Here is a 15,224-nt window from a genome sequence, read left to right on the forward strand (position 1 = left end):
TTATCCACAGATTTATTGGATAACTGAATAAGTCTGTCACAGGGCAGAATAATAAAACCCTTGTCAAGGGGATTTTGATGACATTTTTCCGCTGTTAGAGTCGATAAATCTATTTATCTGTGAATAACCTTTGGGGGTTTTATTTGGTTTTTTACTTGACACAGGCTTTGGGTGTTTTTTGTGCGATCTCTAAGTGTGAACAAATGATCACACTGTGTGAACAATTGATTTTTATTTAATTACAGTTGCTTATTGATTAAATCCCGGCTGGCATCTGCTTGGGTTTTGATCCGTGATTTGGCTGAATTGACAATTTTAACTGAGTTTCAAACAGAGATATCCACAGATTTTGTGGATATCCTCGAGTTTGCCTGTCAGGCTCTGTTGATAAAAGTAAAAATTTTAGTTTTTTATCCAAACAATATCTGTTAATGGGGAATTGCCGCCGACGCCGCTTTGTGAAACAATCGATTCATTAGAATATTTCATTTTGGAGTCCATGTGATTGATAGTGACGGCTTTCGTGCAAATGTAGGCATCATTATCTGTAATCGCTTTGGGCAGGTGATGTGGGCCAGAAGATTTGGTCAACATTCCTGGCAATTTCCGCAAGGTGGCGTGGATGAAGGCGAAAGCGCCGAGCAAGCCATGTATCGGGAGTTGTATGAAGAAGTTGGGTTAAGGCCTGAACATGTGCAAGTGTTAACCTCAACTCGTTCCTGGTTGCGTTATAGATTACCTAAACGGTTAATTAGGCAAGACAGTAAACCCTTATGTATCGGACAGAAGCAGAAGTGGTTTCTATTACAATTGAAGAGTCAGGAGTCTGCCATCGATCTGGCGGCCAGCGGCCACCCGGAGTTCGACGACTGGCGTTGGGTCAGTTACTGGTATCCGGTCAGACAGGTGGTATCCTTTAAACGAGACGTGTACCGCAAGGTAATGAAAGAGTTTGCGCCGACGGCCTTGCCGTTTCAGGCTCAGGAAAATACTCAAGGCGGCAGAAGAAGAGGTCGCCGCAGGTAGCTAAGATGGCAAGCAATAGAGGGAGAGGTAGGCTGTGTTAAAGACGCTCAGAGACATTACTCAGGCCGTAGCCGCAGCCGATGATCTTCAATCAGCCCTCTCTTTGCTAGTCCGCCAGACCAAGTCGGCGATGGAGACACAGTGTTGCTCCATCTATATCCTGGAAGAGCAGGAGCTGGTGTTGTCGGCCACCGATGGCCTGGACCCCAGAGCCGTTGGCAAGGTCAAGATGCCCATGAGCCAGGGCTTGGTCGGCCTGGTGGCCGAACGCGAAGAGCCGGTTAACCTGGCCGATGCCCAGCAACACCCCAGATTTAAGCTATTCACCGAAGTCGACGAGGAAGATTTTCGAGCCTTTCTCGCCGTCCCCATCATCTATCAGAAATTAATCCTAGGCGTGCTGGTGGTGCAGCAGGCCGACGCGCGCCAATTTAGCGAGGCCGAAGAGGCCTTCCTGATGACGCTCGCCGCCCAGTTGGCGGTGGCGGTGCGTGAGCAGCGTAAGAAAGCCGAGGTGAAATCGGCGCCGGACAAGTGTGTCTATACCGGCACCTCGGCGGCTAGCGGCGTAGTGATCGCCCACGCCATGGTGCTGGGGGGCGAGATCCCCTTAGAGCAGCAGGGGCGTCGCACTAAGCAGGTCGACGAAGAACTGCTAGCCCTGAGTCAGGCGCTGGATGCCTGTCGCAACACCCTCAGCGCCCTGTCCCAGCGCTTCGATGGCGAGAATGAGAAAGAGGTGCAGTCTATCTTCTCCGCCCTGCAACTGCTGCTGGATGATACCAGCCTTGGCGGTGAATATGGGCGGGAGATCCAGGCGGGCTGGACGGCTATCTCGGCGGTGAGCCGGGTGTCGCTGCGCTACATAGATCATTTCCAGCAGATGCAAGACCCCTACATGCAGGAGCGGGCGACGGATATCCGCGATCTGGGCCAGAGGGTGCTGCGTGAGCTGATCGAGCCGCAGAAGATGCAGCTGGAACTGGATGTGCCCGTTATTCTGGTGACCAAGGAAGCCACAGCGACCATGCTCGCCGAGTTCCCCCAGCACAAGCTGGTGGGCATAGTCACAGAGCTGGGTGGGGTTAACTCCCACGCGGCTATCTTAGCGCGCGCTTTCGGCGTCCCGGCGGTGATAGGTGTCGAGGGGATCCTCAATGCCGGTATCGATGGCAAGCAGCTGATCCTCAACGCCAACCGCGGACAGGTGCTGATCTCGCCTACACCGACGCTGATAGGTGAGTATCGCAGCCTGATCTCGGCGGAGAAGGCGCTGCAGAAACGCTATGCCGAGGAGCTGTCTAAGCCTGCCATGACCTTAGATGAGCGCCGAATTCATCTCTACCTTAATGCCGGACTGTTAAGCAGCCTGGCCTCGGAGATCGCCGAGGGCGCCGACGGCGTCGGCCTGTATCGCACCGAAATCCCCTTCATGTTGCAGACCCGCTTCCCCAGCGAGGCGGAGCAGGTCGAGGTCTATCGTCAGGTGTTGAATGCGGCGCTTGGGCGTCCCGTGGTGATGCGCACCCTGGATGTGGGCGGTGACAAGCCATTGTCTTATCTGCCTATTATCGAGGAGAACCCTTTCCTCGGCTGGCGCGGGATCCGTCTGACGTTGGATCATCCCGAGCTGTTTCTGGTGCAGCTCAGAGCCATGCTCAATGCTTCGGGGGGCGGTGAGCAGCTGCATATTCTGCTGCCCATGGTCTGCTGTTTGGACGAGATAGATCAGGCCATCGCCTACCTGGAGCAGGCTTATCTCGAGGTGAAGCAAGATGTTCATCCTGACCTGCAGCGGCCTAAGATAGGCATAATGCTGGAGGTGCCTGCGCTGCTGTTCCAACTCGAAGAGGTGGCCAAGCGGGTCGACTTTATCTCTGTCGGCTCGAACGACCTGACCCAATACCTGCTGGCGGTCGATAGAAACAATCCTAGAGTCAGCACGCTGTATGACTCCTATCATCCTGGGATCTTACGGGCGCTGACCCAGGCGAGGCTGGCGTGCCGAGAATACAGACTACCAATAAGCGTCTGTGGCGAGCTGGCTGGCGAACCCATGGGCGTACTGCTGCTGGTCGCCATGGGCTATACCCAGTTGAGTATGAATCAGGGCAGCCTGGCCAAGATCAACTATCTGATCCGCAGGGTGTCCTATCAGGACTTGAGCGAGCTGCTTGCCCAGGCGCTGTCGCTGACCAACGGCTTCGAGGTGAGGGAACTGCTGACGCTCTATCTGAAAGAGAAATGCTTGGATGAATTCCTATAAGTGAGTTTCTGTAATTGAGTCTCGACTGTGAGCGCTAGGCAATTTCAATCTGTCGGTAATTCCTTTAAGCTAATGCCTCATTTCGCCACTGCCGTCGAGGTTACATGTTCACCATAGTTGTCAGTTGTATTGCCCTGGGGGCCTTCATCGGTTTTATGGCGGGCCTGTTAGGTATTGGCGGCGGCGTGATAGCCGTACCTGTATTGCTGTTTCTTCTGCCCATGGCGGGCGTAGTGCCAGAGCATTTGACCCACGTGGCTATTGCCACCTCGCTGGCGGCGATCATCCTAACCGGGGCCTCATCTGCCCGGGCCCATCATGCCCGCGGTAATATTCCCTGGCATCTACTTACCATCATGCTGCCGGGTTTGATAGTCGGTGCCCTGTCCGCAGGCTTTATCTCCTCGCTGTTTTCCGCTCAGCTACTCAAGCAAGTATTTGCCGGCTTCTTGGTGTTGATGGCGCTGCAGATGGTGTTTCCCTTTAAGGCGGCCGAGGGCGAGCGAAGCTTGCCCGCGAGTCCCTATCTGTTTGTTACCGCGATGTTTGTCGCCATCATAGCCGCACTAATGGGCATAGGCGGCGGCATCTTGTTTATCCCATTTTTGACTTGGTGCGGCGTGCAGATGCGTCATGCCATAGGTTTCTCCTCTGTGACAGGGCTGATGATCGCCCTGTTTGGTAGCCTCAGCTATGTGTTTGCTGGCTGGGCGACTCAAGGGCTACCCGAATACACCTTGGGCTATATCTATCTGCCCGCCTTGTTCGGCATCGTCTGCACCTCTATGTTGACGGCGCCACTGGGGGCGAAGGCGGCCAGTGTCTGGCCGACGGCAAGACTGAAGAAAATCTTCGCCGTCATGTTATTCTTTACCGGGATCAAGTTAGCCCTCAGCTAGAGATGGCTGTCATAAGGCGGCTAAAAGAAAGGGGAGCTAAGGCTCGGCTAACGCTAGATTTAGACTCGACTAGGGAAGGGCGCTAAGGCCCCCATCCAAGCAACAATGATAAGTAGGATAAGATGAAACAGTATTTGGCATTATGTGAACGAATCATCAATGAGGGCGTCTGGGTTGAAAACGAGCGCACGGGAAAGCGCTGTTTAACCGTGATCAATGCCGATCTGGAATATGATGTGGCCGCCAACGAGTTTCCCCTGATCACCACCCGCAAGAGTTTCTGGAAGGGGGCGATTGCCGAGCTGCTGGGTTACCTCAGGGGCTATGACAATGCAGCCGATTTCAGAAAATTGGGCGCCAAGACATGGGATGCCAACGCCAATGAAAACAGTGCCTGGCTGAATAACCCTCACCGTAAGGGTCATGACGATATGGGCCGGGTATACGGGGTGCAGGGCAGAGCCTGGGCAAAGCCAGATGGCGGCGTAGTAGATCAGCTGAGAAAGATAATCGATAACCTGTCAAAGGGGGTTGATGATCGCGGTGAGATCTTAAGCTTCTACAATCCCGGTGAGTTTCACATGGGCTGTCTGCGTCCCTGTATGCATACCCATAACTTCTCATTGCTGGGCGATACCTTATACCTCAACAGTTTCCAGCGCTCCTGCGACGTGCCCCTGGGGCTTAACTTCAATCAGGTGCAGGTATTTGCCTTGCTGTCGATTGTGGCGCAGATCACAGGTCATAAGCCGGGTAAGGCCTACCATAAGATAGTTAATGCCCACATCTATGAAGACCAGCTACCCCTGATGCAGGAGGTGCAGCTTAAGCGCGAGCCATTCCCGTCGCCTAAGCTAAGCATCAATCCAGATATCAAGTCGCTGGAAGATCTCGAGACCTGGGTCACCATGGACGATTTCGAGGTGACTGGCTATCAGCACCACGAGGCGATTCAGTATCCCTTCTCTGTCTAAGGGTCATGCTTAAGACTGAGGAATTTCTGAGGTAAGGCGCGGTAGACTCTTTGTGAGTCGCCGCGCTTTATTAATTTATTCTGCATAAAAAATCCCCCTTTAAACCAGAAACTCCCTGTGATCCCCGTCACAGATGGCTTTAATCGCCACTCCCGCTAAGTAAAACTGCATGCTATTGATTAGTCCGTGGTGACTGACTACACTTAATACCTCGGAATTACCGATGTTTAATGCCGATGCAAACGATTATTCAGCTAGGTTGCATTCCGCTAGACTCAATACATTAAGTGTTTTTGGAGTTTATTTATGGAAAAGGCGATTAGAAATTTTCTGAGCCAGGAATCGGCCGGTGGCATCTTACTGATGGCGGCCGTTATCTTGGCGATGATCATGGCGAACTCCCCGTTGTCGGGCCTGTATCAAGGCTTCCTGCACACAGAGATGCAGGTGCGCGTGGGCAGTCTGGACATTGATAAGACGCTGATCCACTGGATTAACGACGGCCTGATGGCGTTGTTTTTCATGTTGATCGGCCTGGAAGTGAAGCGTGAGCTGCTGGAAGGCGCTCTGTCGAGCCGTGAGCAGGCATCCTTGCCAACCTTTGCCGCTATAGGTGGCATGATCTTCCCTGCGGCGATCTACCTGATCTTTAACTATGCCGACCCTATTACTCAGGTGGGCTGGGCTATTCCTGCCGCTACCGATATCGCCTTCGCGCTGGGTATCATGGCGCTGCTGGGTAGCCGAGTGCCGGTGGCGCTTAAGGTGTTCCTGCTGGCGCTGGCCATCATAGATGACCTTGGTGTAGTGGTGATCATCGCCATGTTCTATAGCACAGATCTCTCTGCCATCAGCTTAGTCGTTGCCGCGTTGGCGATAGTGATCTTGGTGGGGCTAAATCGTAAGGGCGTGACCGCGCTGGCTCCTTATGGGGTGGTGGGTCTGATCCTCTGGATAGCTGTGCTCAAATCTGGGGTACACGCTACCCTGGCCGGTGTGATCATCGCATTCTGTATTCCGCTGCGGGCCAAAGATGGTAGCTCACCGTCAGAGCATCTGGAACATAGCCTGCACCCATGGAGCACCTTTGTCATATTGCCTATCTTTGCCTTTGCCAATGCAGGGGTCGATCTGTCGGGCATGAGCCTTGGGGATCTGTTATCGCCTGTGCCTGTGGGTATCGCACTTGGCTTACTGCTGGGTAAACCGCTTGGGGTACTGCTGTTTAGCTTCGTGGCGGTCAAGCTTAAGCTGGCTGCATTGCCCGAAGGCATGGGCTGGCGTCATATCGCCCCCGTAGCCGTGATGTGTGGTATCGGCTTTACCATGTCGATGTTCATCTCATCCCTGGCCTTTATCGGCGATGGCGAGGCCTATGGTGATCTGGCAAGGCTTGGCATTCTGACCGGGTCAATTATGTCGGCGGTGATAGGTTATTTTTGGTTATCTAAGGTGCTTCCAGAGAAAGGAGAAAAATCATGAAAAAACTCGTCGTGACACTCATGCTCTCATTCGGCTTGACCGGGGGCGCCTATGCCAGCCAGCTAGAGGCGTGCGATAAAGATGTCAACAGCGTCGCCTGTCAGCATTACTTGGAGGGGGTTGTCGACGGTGCCCTCATGTTTAAGCCTAATGCGATGGGCAAGCGGGTCGAGACTAATGGATATGAGTCCCGCGCGCTCAAGTACCGCAGTGGCAAGCGCTTCGAAGAGGCCAACCGCACCTACTGCGAGGGACGCCTGCCGGATCGCGATAGCCTGGTGCAGGGACTCTCCGAGGCCTTGGATATGGGCAAGGTAGATTCGATAGAGACGCTAAGTGAAGTCATGTACAACATGATGGATTGCCAACGCCTTAAATAGCAGGAGAGACGCGAGCCTTGATGTCGCATCTGAATTACAACCATCTATATTATTTCTGGATGGTGCATAAGAAGGGCTCGGTGGCCAAGGCCGCCGAAACCTTATGTTTGACCCCGCAAACGGTAACTGGGCAGATCCGCGTACTGGAGCAGCGCCTCAACGGTACCCTGTTTAAGCGGGTGGGGCGTAATCTCGAACCCACCGAGTTGGGCGAACTGGTGTTTCGCTACGCCGATAAGATGTTCAGCCTCAGCTATGAGATGTTAGATATCCTGAATTATCAAAAGGATAATAATATCTTGTTCGAGGTAGGTATCGCCGATGCGCTCTCTAAGGCCCTGGCCAGTCGGGTGCTGCTTTCGGTTGTGCCCAGCGATGGCTCCATGCATCTAGCCTGTTATGAGGCGACCCATGAGAGCCTGATGGAGCGCTTAAGGGCCCATAAGCTGGATATGATCTTATCCGACTGCGCCGGTGAGTCGCTCAAGTATCCAGAGATCCTATCGAAGAAGCTTGGCGAGTGCGGCGTGGCGTTTTTCTCCTCGACCACCTATGACAAACCCTTCCCCGCCTGTCTGGAGGAGGGCAAGTTGTTGATCCCAGGCAAGCGCACCTCGCTTGGTCAGCAGTTACATCACTGGTTCGATGAGAATGGCCTGGATGTCACCATACTCGGTGAGTTCGACGATGCGGCTATGATGAAGGCGTTTGGCTTCTTTAAGCAGGGGATCTTCGTGGCGCCATCTATCTATAAGCAGGATATTCTCGCCCACGATATGCAGATTCTGGGTGAGACTGATGACATCAAGGAGGTCTACCATGTGATGTTTGCCGAGCGGATGATCCAACATCCGGCGGTAAAATCCCTGCTGGAAACTGACTTTAGCGATCTCTTCGCCGGTAAGGACCTCGAGGTGGAGCGGCTATAAAACGGTGTGAAGCCGGAGGCCTAACTGGTACACTATCGCCAATCGAAAATAAGGGAGTAGTTGTGTGTCAGAGCCAATGAACATAGCCAGAGTAAGATGGGCGTGCCGACGGGGCATGTTAGAGCTTGATGTATTGTTTCAACCCTTTGTTGAGACCCAATATGAACAGCTGTCTATAGATGATAAGGCGGTTTTCGTTCGTCTGTTAGAGTGTGAAGATCCTGAGTTGTTTGCCTGGTTTATGGGCCATGAGGCCTGTCCAGACCCGCAGCTTGCCGACATGGTGGTCAAAGTTCGTGGCCGGGCGGCGCCATAACTTTCACCTGACAGCCTCCTTCGACCAGCGACTCTCGCTGGTCTGTTTCGCCGCCCTGTGCCTGAGTGCTTTTTTGGTCTGGCCGCCAATCACCTCTCTCTGGTTTCTCACCCTCAAGTATGGCTTCTTGCTGGCCACAATCACTTTCTTCCTCTATCAGTTTATTGTGCTAAGACGTTGGTCCCTTGCCTTTTGGCTGGATGAGTCGGGCAGAATAGGTCTACTCCGCGACGAGTTAGATTCGCATACGCAAGTGCAGCAGGTTGAGGAAGCAATCGAGCAACGACTCAGTTATCGCAGGATCTGGGTCAGTCCCTTGGTGGTGTTGTTCTGGTTATACGAGGGAGAGCAGAAACGCCTGGTTATCTTATGGCGGGATATGTTCGACGACACAGGTTATCGGCACCTGTGTCGCCTGCTACTGAGATTTGGCTAACGCCCTTACTATTGCTCTGGATGCAATATGGTTGGCAGCGGGTTATTGCTCTTGTTGGGATGGTCGATATTGTAATGTAGACCGCGGCTTTCCTTACGCTCCATGGCGCAGCGGATGATCAGCTCAGCGACCTGGACCAGGTTACGCAGCTCCAGTAAGTTGTTACTCACGCGGAAGTTGCTGTAGTACTCCTGGATCTCCTGCTGCAGCATGGCGCAGCGGCGCAGGGCGCGCTCGAGGCGCTTGTCTGAACGCACAATCCCCACATAGTCCCACATGAACAGACGTAGCTCGTGCCAGTTGTGAGCGATCACTACCTCTTCATCTGAGTTCGACACCTTACTCTCATCCCAGGCGGGCAGGGTACCCGGCATAGGGATCTTGGCCAGCTGGCTCTCGATATCCTCGGCCGCCGCGCGGGCAAACACTAGACACTCAAGCAACGAATTGCTGGCCAGACGGTTGGCGCCGTGCAGGCCGGTATAGGCCACTTCGCCGATGGCGTAGAGCCCATTGAGATCTGTCTGACCATGCAGGTCTGTCATTACGCCGCCGCAGGTATAGTGGGCTGCGGGTACCACAGGGATAGCATCTTTGGTGATATCTATTCCCAGTTCCAGACAGCGTCTATAGATAGTCGGGAAATGCTTGATGACAAAGTCGGCCGGCTTGTGGCTGATATCCAGGTAGACACAGTCGACACCTAAGCGTTTCATCTCATAGTCGATGGCGCGGGCCACGATATCGCGGGGCGCGAGTTCGCCGCGCTCGTCGAAGTCTGGCATGAAGCGGCTGCCATCGGGACGCTTAAGATAGGCGCCTTCACCGCGTAGGGCCTCGGTCAACAAAAAGTTGCGGGCATCGGCGTGGTAGAGACAGGTGGGGTGGAACTGGTTGAACTCCATGTTGGCCACCCGGCAGCCCGAGCGCCAGGCCATGGCGATGCCATCGCCCGAGGCGATATCTGGGTTCGAGGTATATTGGTACACCTTAGAACTACCGCCCGTTGCCAGTGCGACGAAGCGAGCCTTAACGGTTTCCACATGCTCTTCGTTACGGTTCCACACATAGGCGCCAAGCACACGGTTGCCCGGGCGCTTGAGCTTACGTGTGGTGATAAGGTCGATGGCGTTGTAGCGCTCAAGTACCTTGATATTGGGGTGACTCAGGGCACGCTCCTGTAGCGTCACCTGCACCTCTTTACCCGTAGCATCGGCCGCGTGCAGGATGCGTCTGTGGCTATGGCCACCTTCGCGGGTCAGATGATAGGGCGCCTTGCTCTCGTCGCCGTCGGCGGTTTCTTCTTTATCGAAGGCGACGCCGCAGTGAATCAACCACTCCATGGCGCTCTTGGCGTTTTCGGCGGTAAAGGTCACAACTTCTTCATCGCATAACCCGGCCCCGGCGATCAAGGTATCGGTGACGTGAGATTCGATGGTATCCTCTTCATCGAACACTGACGCGATACCGCCCTGGGCGTAGTAGGTTGAGCCTTCGCTGAGTGGGCCTTTGGAGAGTAAGATAACGTTTGATTTTTCAGCCAGATGTAGCGCTAAAGTCAGACCAGCAGCTCCGCTGCCGATAACCAAAACGTCAGATTGATGTTCAACTACTTGTTTCATCAGGTATCATGGTAAGTTATGCGAGTATTGTCTATGGTAAACCAAGACGCCATTTATGGATACTGATCTCGCCGTAGAAAATAAATGCGGATATCGCAATTTTTTTTAGAACTTTTTCGATGTGGGCTAGTCTACATATGTGAATATGATTCGAGCGACTGAGAAATCAGCATTTTAGATTTAGGAGTAGTCGGCTCGGATGAGTGGACAGATAAGTGATCAACAACTCGTTGAGCGAGTGCAACAAGGAGATAAAAACGCTTTTAACCTGCTGGTACATAAATACCAGAGCAAAGTGATTAATCTGATTGCCCGTTATGTGCGTAATCAGGCCGACGTGGCAGATGTGGCACAGGAAGCCTTTATCAAAGCTTATCGTGCGTTGCCTAACTTTAGGGGTGAGAGTGCGTTTTATACTTGGTTGTATCGCATCGCGGTCAATACCGCGAAAAATCATTTAGTGGCACAGGGCAGGCGAGCGCCTGCCAACGATGTCGATGCGGAAGAGGCCGAATATTACGACGGCAGTGATGCGCTAAAGGAGTTTGCCTCCCCAGAGCGTCTCATGTTGTCAGATGAGATTCAGAAAGTGGTCTTCGATACGCTCGATACCTTGCCGGAAGAATTGAAGATGGCTATCTCTCTGCGTGAGCTCGATGGCATGAGTTATGAAGAGATTGCCAATGTGATGGAGTGTCCAGTGGGCACAGTGCGTTCACGTATCTTTAGGGCGCGTGAAGCCATCGACAAGAAGTTGCAGCCTTTGCTGGAACGATGAAGCATTTTATTCGATACACTAAATTTATATGGGTGATAAATGGATAAGTTAGGTCAGGAATGGGTTTCCGCTGCCGTTGATGGTGAAATCGACGAGCAGGAGTTGGCGCAACTCGCCGCCGATACGGATTCGCATGAGAAGTGGCGTGATTATCACATGATAGGTGATGCTATGCGTGGTGAGTTGCCCGCTGCGATCAATCTTGATCTCAGTGCCAACATTGCCGCAGCAATTGAGCTTGAGCCTAGTATCCTTGTGCCTAAGCGTGTCGAAACGCCTGAGGTGGCGCCTCAACGTCAACTTGCGAGTGTGGTGCCGCTATTTAAGCAGTTTGGTCAATATGCCATCGCCGCCAGCGTCGCCTTGGTCGCCGTGATCGGCGTGCAGAATTATAATCAGGGTGGCGTCGAAGATGCTCCTATGCCAGTGCTCAATACCCGTCCGCTGATTGGCAGCGCGTCGCCTGTGAGCCTACAGACTGGCCCGGTACAACAGAATCAAAGTTATACCAATGAGCGTGTGATGGAGCAGCGTCATCGCATCAACACCTATATTCAAGATCATATGCTGCAGCAAAGATTGAATAACAGTGCCAATATAGACGACAATGGTGAGCTCACGCCTATCCCGGTGAATCACTAAAAGCTATTTATACTGGTCACACTGACTATACTCTTTGTGTCGATTGGTATTATTAAGGAGTTAGCTTGCGTCTTATTTGGTTGGCCCTGTTAGTCCTCGTCTTCCCTGCCAGCGCGCAGGAAGAGTTGTCCGCGAAGGCTTGGCTCGAAAATATGAGCCTCGCCTTGAAAGGGCAAGAATTCAAGATGTCCCTGATCCATCTGCAAGCGGATCACATACGCCCCCTGGTTTATCTTCACGGCAAGGTCGACGACCATGAAGTCGCTTTTCTCGAGCACCTCAATGGTCCGCCGAAAAATGCAGTGCGCGTGGGCAATACAGTTACCTTTATCGAACACGACCAACCCGCCTACAGCGTGCGCGCCGAGCGTATTCAAGGCGTATTGCCACCTGCGTTTGCCGGCGTTATCTCTGATCTGGAGTCGGGTTATCAGTTTGTCCTGGGTGGACGTTCGCGTCTGGCCGGGCGTCCCAGCCAGTTAGTGCGCATCATCCCCAACGATGACAATCGCTATAGCTATCAGGTATGGCTGGATATGGATACCTATCTGCCGCTGCGTTACGACATGCTGAACCTAGAGAAGCAGCTGCTGGAGCAGGTGCTGGTGGTAGAGCTCATCGTTCTTGACGATGCGCCGGCGATTCTGCGCGAAGCCTATAAGCAGGATTGGCCCGAGATCATGCCACAGCCCCAGCGGGAGCAGGCCGACAACTGGCAGTTCAAATGGTTGCCGCAAGGTTTTAAGATCTTAGTCAAGGATAATCACAGACTCATCGGCAGCCACGAGGCGGTTGAGTATATCGCCCTGAGCGATGGCCTGGTGAACATCTCTGTGTATGTGGCCAGAGCCGGCGAAACGGCGCTGCCCGACGAGCTGATGACACGCAACGGTCTCTCTTTGGCCGCCGAGCGTGTGGGCAATGCCGAGGTGGTTGCCGTGGGCAAGGTGCCGGCGGAGACACTCAGCCGCATCGCCAAAAGCATCACCATAGAGTGATCCCGCTATGATGGAAGAAACCGCCACAGTGATCAGGTGCCCGGGCGATGGCTGGGTCACGGTCGAAGTGAAAGTTAAAAATGCCTGTAATCATTGCGACAATAATGACACCTGCGGCACCTCTGCCGTGTCTAAGGCGTTCTCGCCCAAGGTGCAGCGCTTCTCGCTGCCTAGCGACACCCAGTATGAACCCGGTGAGCTGTTAAAACTTGGTCTGCCCGAGAGCGTGATCTTAAAGGCGGCCGCCATCGTCTATCTTATGCCGCTGGCTGGCTTGTTTATTGGTGCCACATTAGGGCATTTCCTCGCTGGCCTGGCAGAACTCGTGAGCAGCGATCTGCTGACTATCGCCCTTGGTCTGAGCGGCGCGGCAAGTGCCTGGTGGCTGGGTCGGCGCTGGGCAAAAACGCTGGAGATCAACAGTCAGCCGGTGATCCTCTCTCGCCTTGGTCGGGCCATAGACGGTATTTCCCCAGCCAACTAGTCTATTATTTTCATTGCCCGATGGATTCCAATTGGTATTAGTTTAGCGATCGGGTACAATTCGGCACTTTTAGATCAATTTCAATTTCGAGTTTAGTCATTTCGCACAATGAAGCATATTAGAAACTTTTCGATTATTGCCCATATTGACCATGGCAAATCAACCCTTTCTGACCGTCTTATTCAAGAGTGCGGCGGCCTGTCTGACCGTGAGATGGCGGCGCAGGTATTGGACTCAATGGATCTCGAGCGTGAGCGCGGCATTACCATTAAAGCCCAGAGTGTGACTCTCGATTACAAAGCTAAAGATGGTGAAACCTACCAGCTGAACTTCATCGATACCCCTGGTCACGTGGATTTCTCCTATGAAGTATCACGCTCGCTGGCTGCCTGTGAAGGTGCCCTCTTGGTGGTCGATGCCGGTCAAGGCGTTGAGGCTCAGACCCTGGCAAACTGCTATACCGCGCTGGACATGGATCTGGACGTGGTGCCTGTACTGAACAAGATAGACCTCCCCCAGGCAGATCCTGAACGTGTCGCCGAGGAGATCGAGGATATCGTGGGTATCGAGGCCGCCGATGCGGTGCGCTGCTCGGCCAAGACAGGTTTAGGTATCAGCGACGTGCTGGAAACTATCGTGGCTCAGATCCCGCCACCAGAGGGCGACCCTGAAGCGCCGTTGCAGGCGTTGATCATCGATTCTTGGTTCGACAGCTACCTGGGCGTCGTTTCCTTGGTGCGTATCAAGCACGGTGTGCTCAAGAAGGGTGACAAGTTCAAGGTGATGTCGACCGGACAGACCCATACGGCCGATCGCGTCGGTATCTTCACGCCTAAGCAGACAGACACGGCTCAGCTGAGTACCGGTGAAGTAGGCTTCGTGATTGCGGGTATCAAAGAGATCCACGGCGCGCCTGTGGGTGATACTTTGACGCTGGCCAAGAATGGCGCCGACAAGCCGCTGCCTGGTTTTAAGAAGGTGAAGCCGCAGGTTTATGCCGGTGTATTCCCAATCTCGACCGACGACTATGAGAACTTCCGTGACGCGCTCAACAAGCTGAGCCTGAACGATGCCTCACTCTTCTTCGAGCCGGAAACCTCATCGGCACTGGGTTTCGGTTTCCGTATCGGTTACCTGGGTCTGCTGCACATGGAGATCATTCAGGAGCGTCTCGAGCGCGAATATAACCTGGATCTGATCACCACGGCGCCGACCGTAGTCTACGAGGTGGTGACCACCAAGGGCGAGACCATCTACGTCGATAACCCATCGGATCTACCGCCGATGAACAACATCGAAGAGATGCGCGAGCCTATCGTTGAGACCAACATCCTAGTACCAAAAGAGTACCTGGGTAACGTGATCACCCTGTGTATCGAGAAGCGCGGCGTACAGACCAACATGGTCTACCACGGCAACCAGGTGGCGATCACCTATGATATGCCGATGGCCGAGGTGGTGATGGACTTCTTTGACCGCCTGAAGTCGACCAGCCGCGGTTATGCGTCGCTGGAATATAACTTCAAACGATTCGAGGCGGCAGACATGGTGCGTCTGGATGTACTGATCAACGGCGATCGCGTCGATGCCCTGGCGATGATCCTGCACAAGGCCAACGTGCGTTACCAAGGCCTAGCCCTGGTAAACAAGATGAAGGAACTTATCCCAAGACAGATGTTCGATATCGCGATTCAGGCGGCCGTCGGCAGCCAGATCATCGCCCGTTCATCGGTCAAGGCCCTGCGTAAAGACGTAACCGCTAAGTGTTACGGCGGCGACGTCTCCCGTAAGAAGAAGCTGCTGCAGAAGCAGAAAGAGGGTAAGAAGCGCATGAAGCAGGTGGGTAACGTCGAAGTCCCACAAGAGGCCTTCCTCGCTGTGCTGAAGATCAATGAGTAATCACTTTTTAGTTAATAATTGTTAATAGTGATTGATAATGAGCGCCGCGGTTTGCGGCGCTTTGTTTGTTACAGTATAAATGGGCTAATGGCC

General features: G+C 53.4%; 15 protein-coding genes. 14 read left to right on the top strand and 1 reads right to left on the bottom strand.

The window, feature by feature from the left end:
* Window positions 1-501 precede the first annotated feature (501 nt).
* From rppH to SHEW_RS05395, 9 genes are all read left to right on the top strand, one after another.
* On the top strand, window positions 502-1,026 hold the full coding sequence (gene rppH, locus SHEW_RS05355; protein ID WP_011864842.1) for an RNA pyrophosphohydrolase: 525 nt from the start codon (window positions 502-504) through the stop codon (window positions 1,024-1,026).
* A 34-nt stretch (window positions 1,027-1,060) separates the two neighbouring features.
* A complete protein-coding gene (gene ptsP / locus SHEW_RS05360; RefSeq protein WP_011864843.1) occupies window positions 1,061-3,292 on the top strand; it encodes a phosphoenolpyruvate--protein phosphotransferase in 2,232 nt (743 codons plus the stop codon).
* Window positions 3,293-3,396: 104 nt separating this feature from the next.
* A complete protein-coding gene (locus SHEW_RS05365; protein WP_011864844.1) occupies window positions 3,397-4,191 on the top strand; it encodes a sulfite exporter TauE/SafE family protein in 795 nt (264 codons plus the stop codon).
* Window positions 4,192-4,313: 122 nt separating this feature from the next.
* Window positions 4,314-5,165, top strand: coding sequence for a thymidylate synthase (locus SHEW_RS05370; RefSeq protein WP_011864845.1), 852 nt, complete (start codon window positions 4,314-4,316; stop codon window positions 5,163-5,165).
* A gap of 306 nt (window positions 5,166-5,471) precedes the next feature.
* Entirely contained in the window at window positions 5,472-6,647 is a 1,176-nt protein-coding gene (gene nhaA, locus SHEW_RS05375) for a Na+/H+ antiporter NhaA (protein WP_011864846.1), read from the top strand.
* Entirely contained in the window at window positions 6,644-7,027 is a 384-nt protein-coding gene (locus SHEW_RS05380) for a hypothetical protein (RefSeq protein ID WP_011864847.1), read from the top strand. The genes nhaA and SHEW_RS05380 overlap by 4 nt, the downstream gene beginning before the upstream one ends.
* Before the next feature lie 20 nt (window positions 7,028-7,047).
* Complete coding sequence (gene nhaR / locus SHEW_RS05385; protein ID WP_011864848.1) at window positions 7,048-7,956, top strand: transcriptional activator NhaR; 909 nt, start codon at window positions 7,048-7,050, stop codon at window positions 7,954-7,956.
* A gap of 76 nt (window positions 7,957-8,032) precedes the next feature.
* Entirely contained in the window at window positions 8,033-8,272 is a 240-nt protein-coding gene (locus SHEW_RS05390; protein ID WP_041406484.1) for an FAD assembly factor SdhE, read from the top strand.
* Window positions 8,253-8,708 (top strand): protein YgfX, encoded by a 456-nt coding sequence (locus SHEW_RS05395; RefSeq protein ID WP_011864850.1) that lies wholly within the window; start codon window positions 8,253-8,255, stop codon window positions 8,706-8,708. Before SHEW_RS05390 ends, SHEW_RS05395 begins: the two co-directional genes overlap by 20 nt.
* A gap of 8 nt (window positions 8,709-8,716) precedes the next feature.
* Here SHEW_RS05395 and nadB read toward each other — a convergent pair whose 3' ends face one another.
* Entirely contained in the window at window positions 8,717-10,330 is a 1,614-nt protein-coding gene (nadB, locus tag SHEW_RS05400) for an L-aspartate oxidase (RefSeq protein WP_011864851.1), read from the bottom strand.
* 199 nt (window positions 10,331-10,529) lie between these two features.
* Between nadB and rpoE the strand changes: the two genes are divergently transcribed.
* From rpoE to lepA, 5 genes are all read left to right on the top strand, one after another.
* Window positions 10,530-11,108 (top strand): RNA polymerase sigma factor RpoE, encoded by a 579-nt coding sequence (rpoE, locus tag SHEW_RS05405; RefSeq protein ID WP_011864852.1) that lies wholly within the window; start codon window positions 10,530-10,532, stop codon window positions 11,106-11,108.
* 39 nt (window positions 11,109-11,147) lie between these two features.
* Entirely contained in the window at window positions 11,148-11,750 is a 603-nt protein-coding gene (locus SHEW_RS05410; protein ID WP_011864853.1) for a sigma-E factor negative regulatory protein, read from the top strand.
* A gap of 65 nt (window positions 11,751-11,815) precedes the next feature.
* Window positions 11,816-12,748, top strand: a complete 933-nt coding sequence (locus tag SHEW_RS05415; RefSeq protein ID WP_011864854.1) for a MucB/RseB C-terminal domain-containing protein — start codon at window positions 11,816-11,818, stop codon at window positions 12,746-12,748.
* Between the two features lie 7 nt (window positions 12,749-12,755).
* Entirely contained in the window at window positions 12,756-13,232 is a 477-nt protein-coding gene (locus tag SHEW_RS05420) for a SoxR reducing system RseC family protein (protein WP_011864855.1), read from the top strand.
* Window positions 13,233-13,340: 108 nt separating this feature from the next.
* Complete coding sequence (lepA, locus tag SHEW_RS05425) at window positions 13,341-15,131, top strand: translation elongation factor 4 (RefSeq protein WP_011864856.1); 1,791 nt, start codon at window positions 13,341-13,343, stop codon at window positions 15,129-15,131.
* Window positions 15,132-15,224: the final 93 nt, after the last annotated feature.

Source organism: Shewanella loihica PV-4, from assembly GCF_000016065.1.
Taxonomy (GTDB): Bacteria; Pseudomonadota; Gammaproteobacteria; order Enterobacterales; family Shewanellaceae; genus Shewanella; species Shewanella loihica.

Coding starts and splice junctions, on each gene's coding strand:
- SHEW_RS05365 (WP_011864844.1), top strand. CDS start 3,397: ATGTTCACCATAGTTGTCAGTTGTATTGCCCTGGGGGCCTTCATCGGT.
- SHEW_RS05370 (WP_011864845.1), top strand. CDS start 4,314: ATGAAACAGTATTTGGCATTATGTGAACGAATCATCAATGAGGGCGTC.
- nhaA (WP_011864846.1), top strand. CDS start 5,472: ATGGAAAAGGCGATTAGAAATTTTCTGAGCCAGGAATCGGCCGGTGGC.
- SHEW_RS05380 (WP_011864847.1), top strand. CDS start 6,644: ATGAAAAAACTCGTCGTGACACTCATGCTCTCATTCGGCTTGACCGGG.
- nhaR (WP_011864848.1), top strand. CDS start 7,048: ATGTCGCATCTGAATTACAACCATCTATATTATTTCTGGATGGTGCAT.
- SHEW_RS05390 (WP_041406484.1), top strand. CDS start 8,033: ATGAACATAGCCAGAGTAAGATGGGCGTGCCGACGGGGCATGTTAGAG.
- nadB (WP_011864851.1), bottom strand. CDS start 10,330: ATGAAACAAGTAGTTGAACATCAATCTGACGTTTTGGTTATCGGCAGC.
- rpoE (WP_011864852.1), top strand. CDS start 10,530: ATGAGTGGACAGATAAGTGATCAACAACTCGTTGAGCGAGTGCAACAA.
- SHEW_RS05410 (WP_011864853.1), top strand. CDS start 11,148: ATGGATAAGTTAGGTCAGGAATGGGTTTCCGCTGCCGTTGATGGTGAA.
- SHEW_RS05420 (WP_011864855.1), top strand. CDS start 12,756: ATGATGGAAGAAACCGCCACAGTGATCAGGTGCCCGGGCGATGGCTGG.
- lepA (WP_011864856.1), top strand. CDS start 13,341: ATGAAGCATATTAGAAACTTTTCGATTATTGCCCATATTGACCATGGC.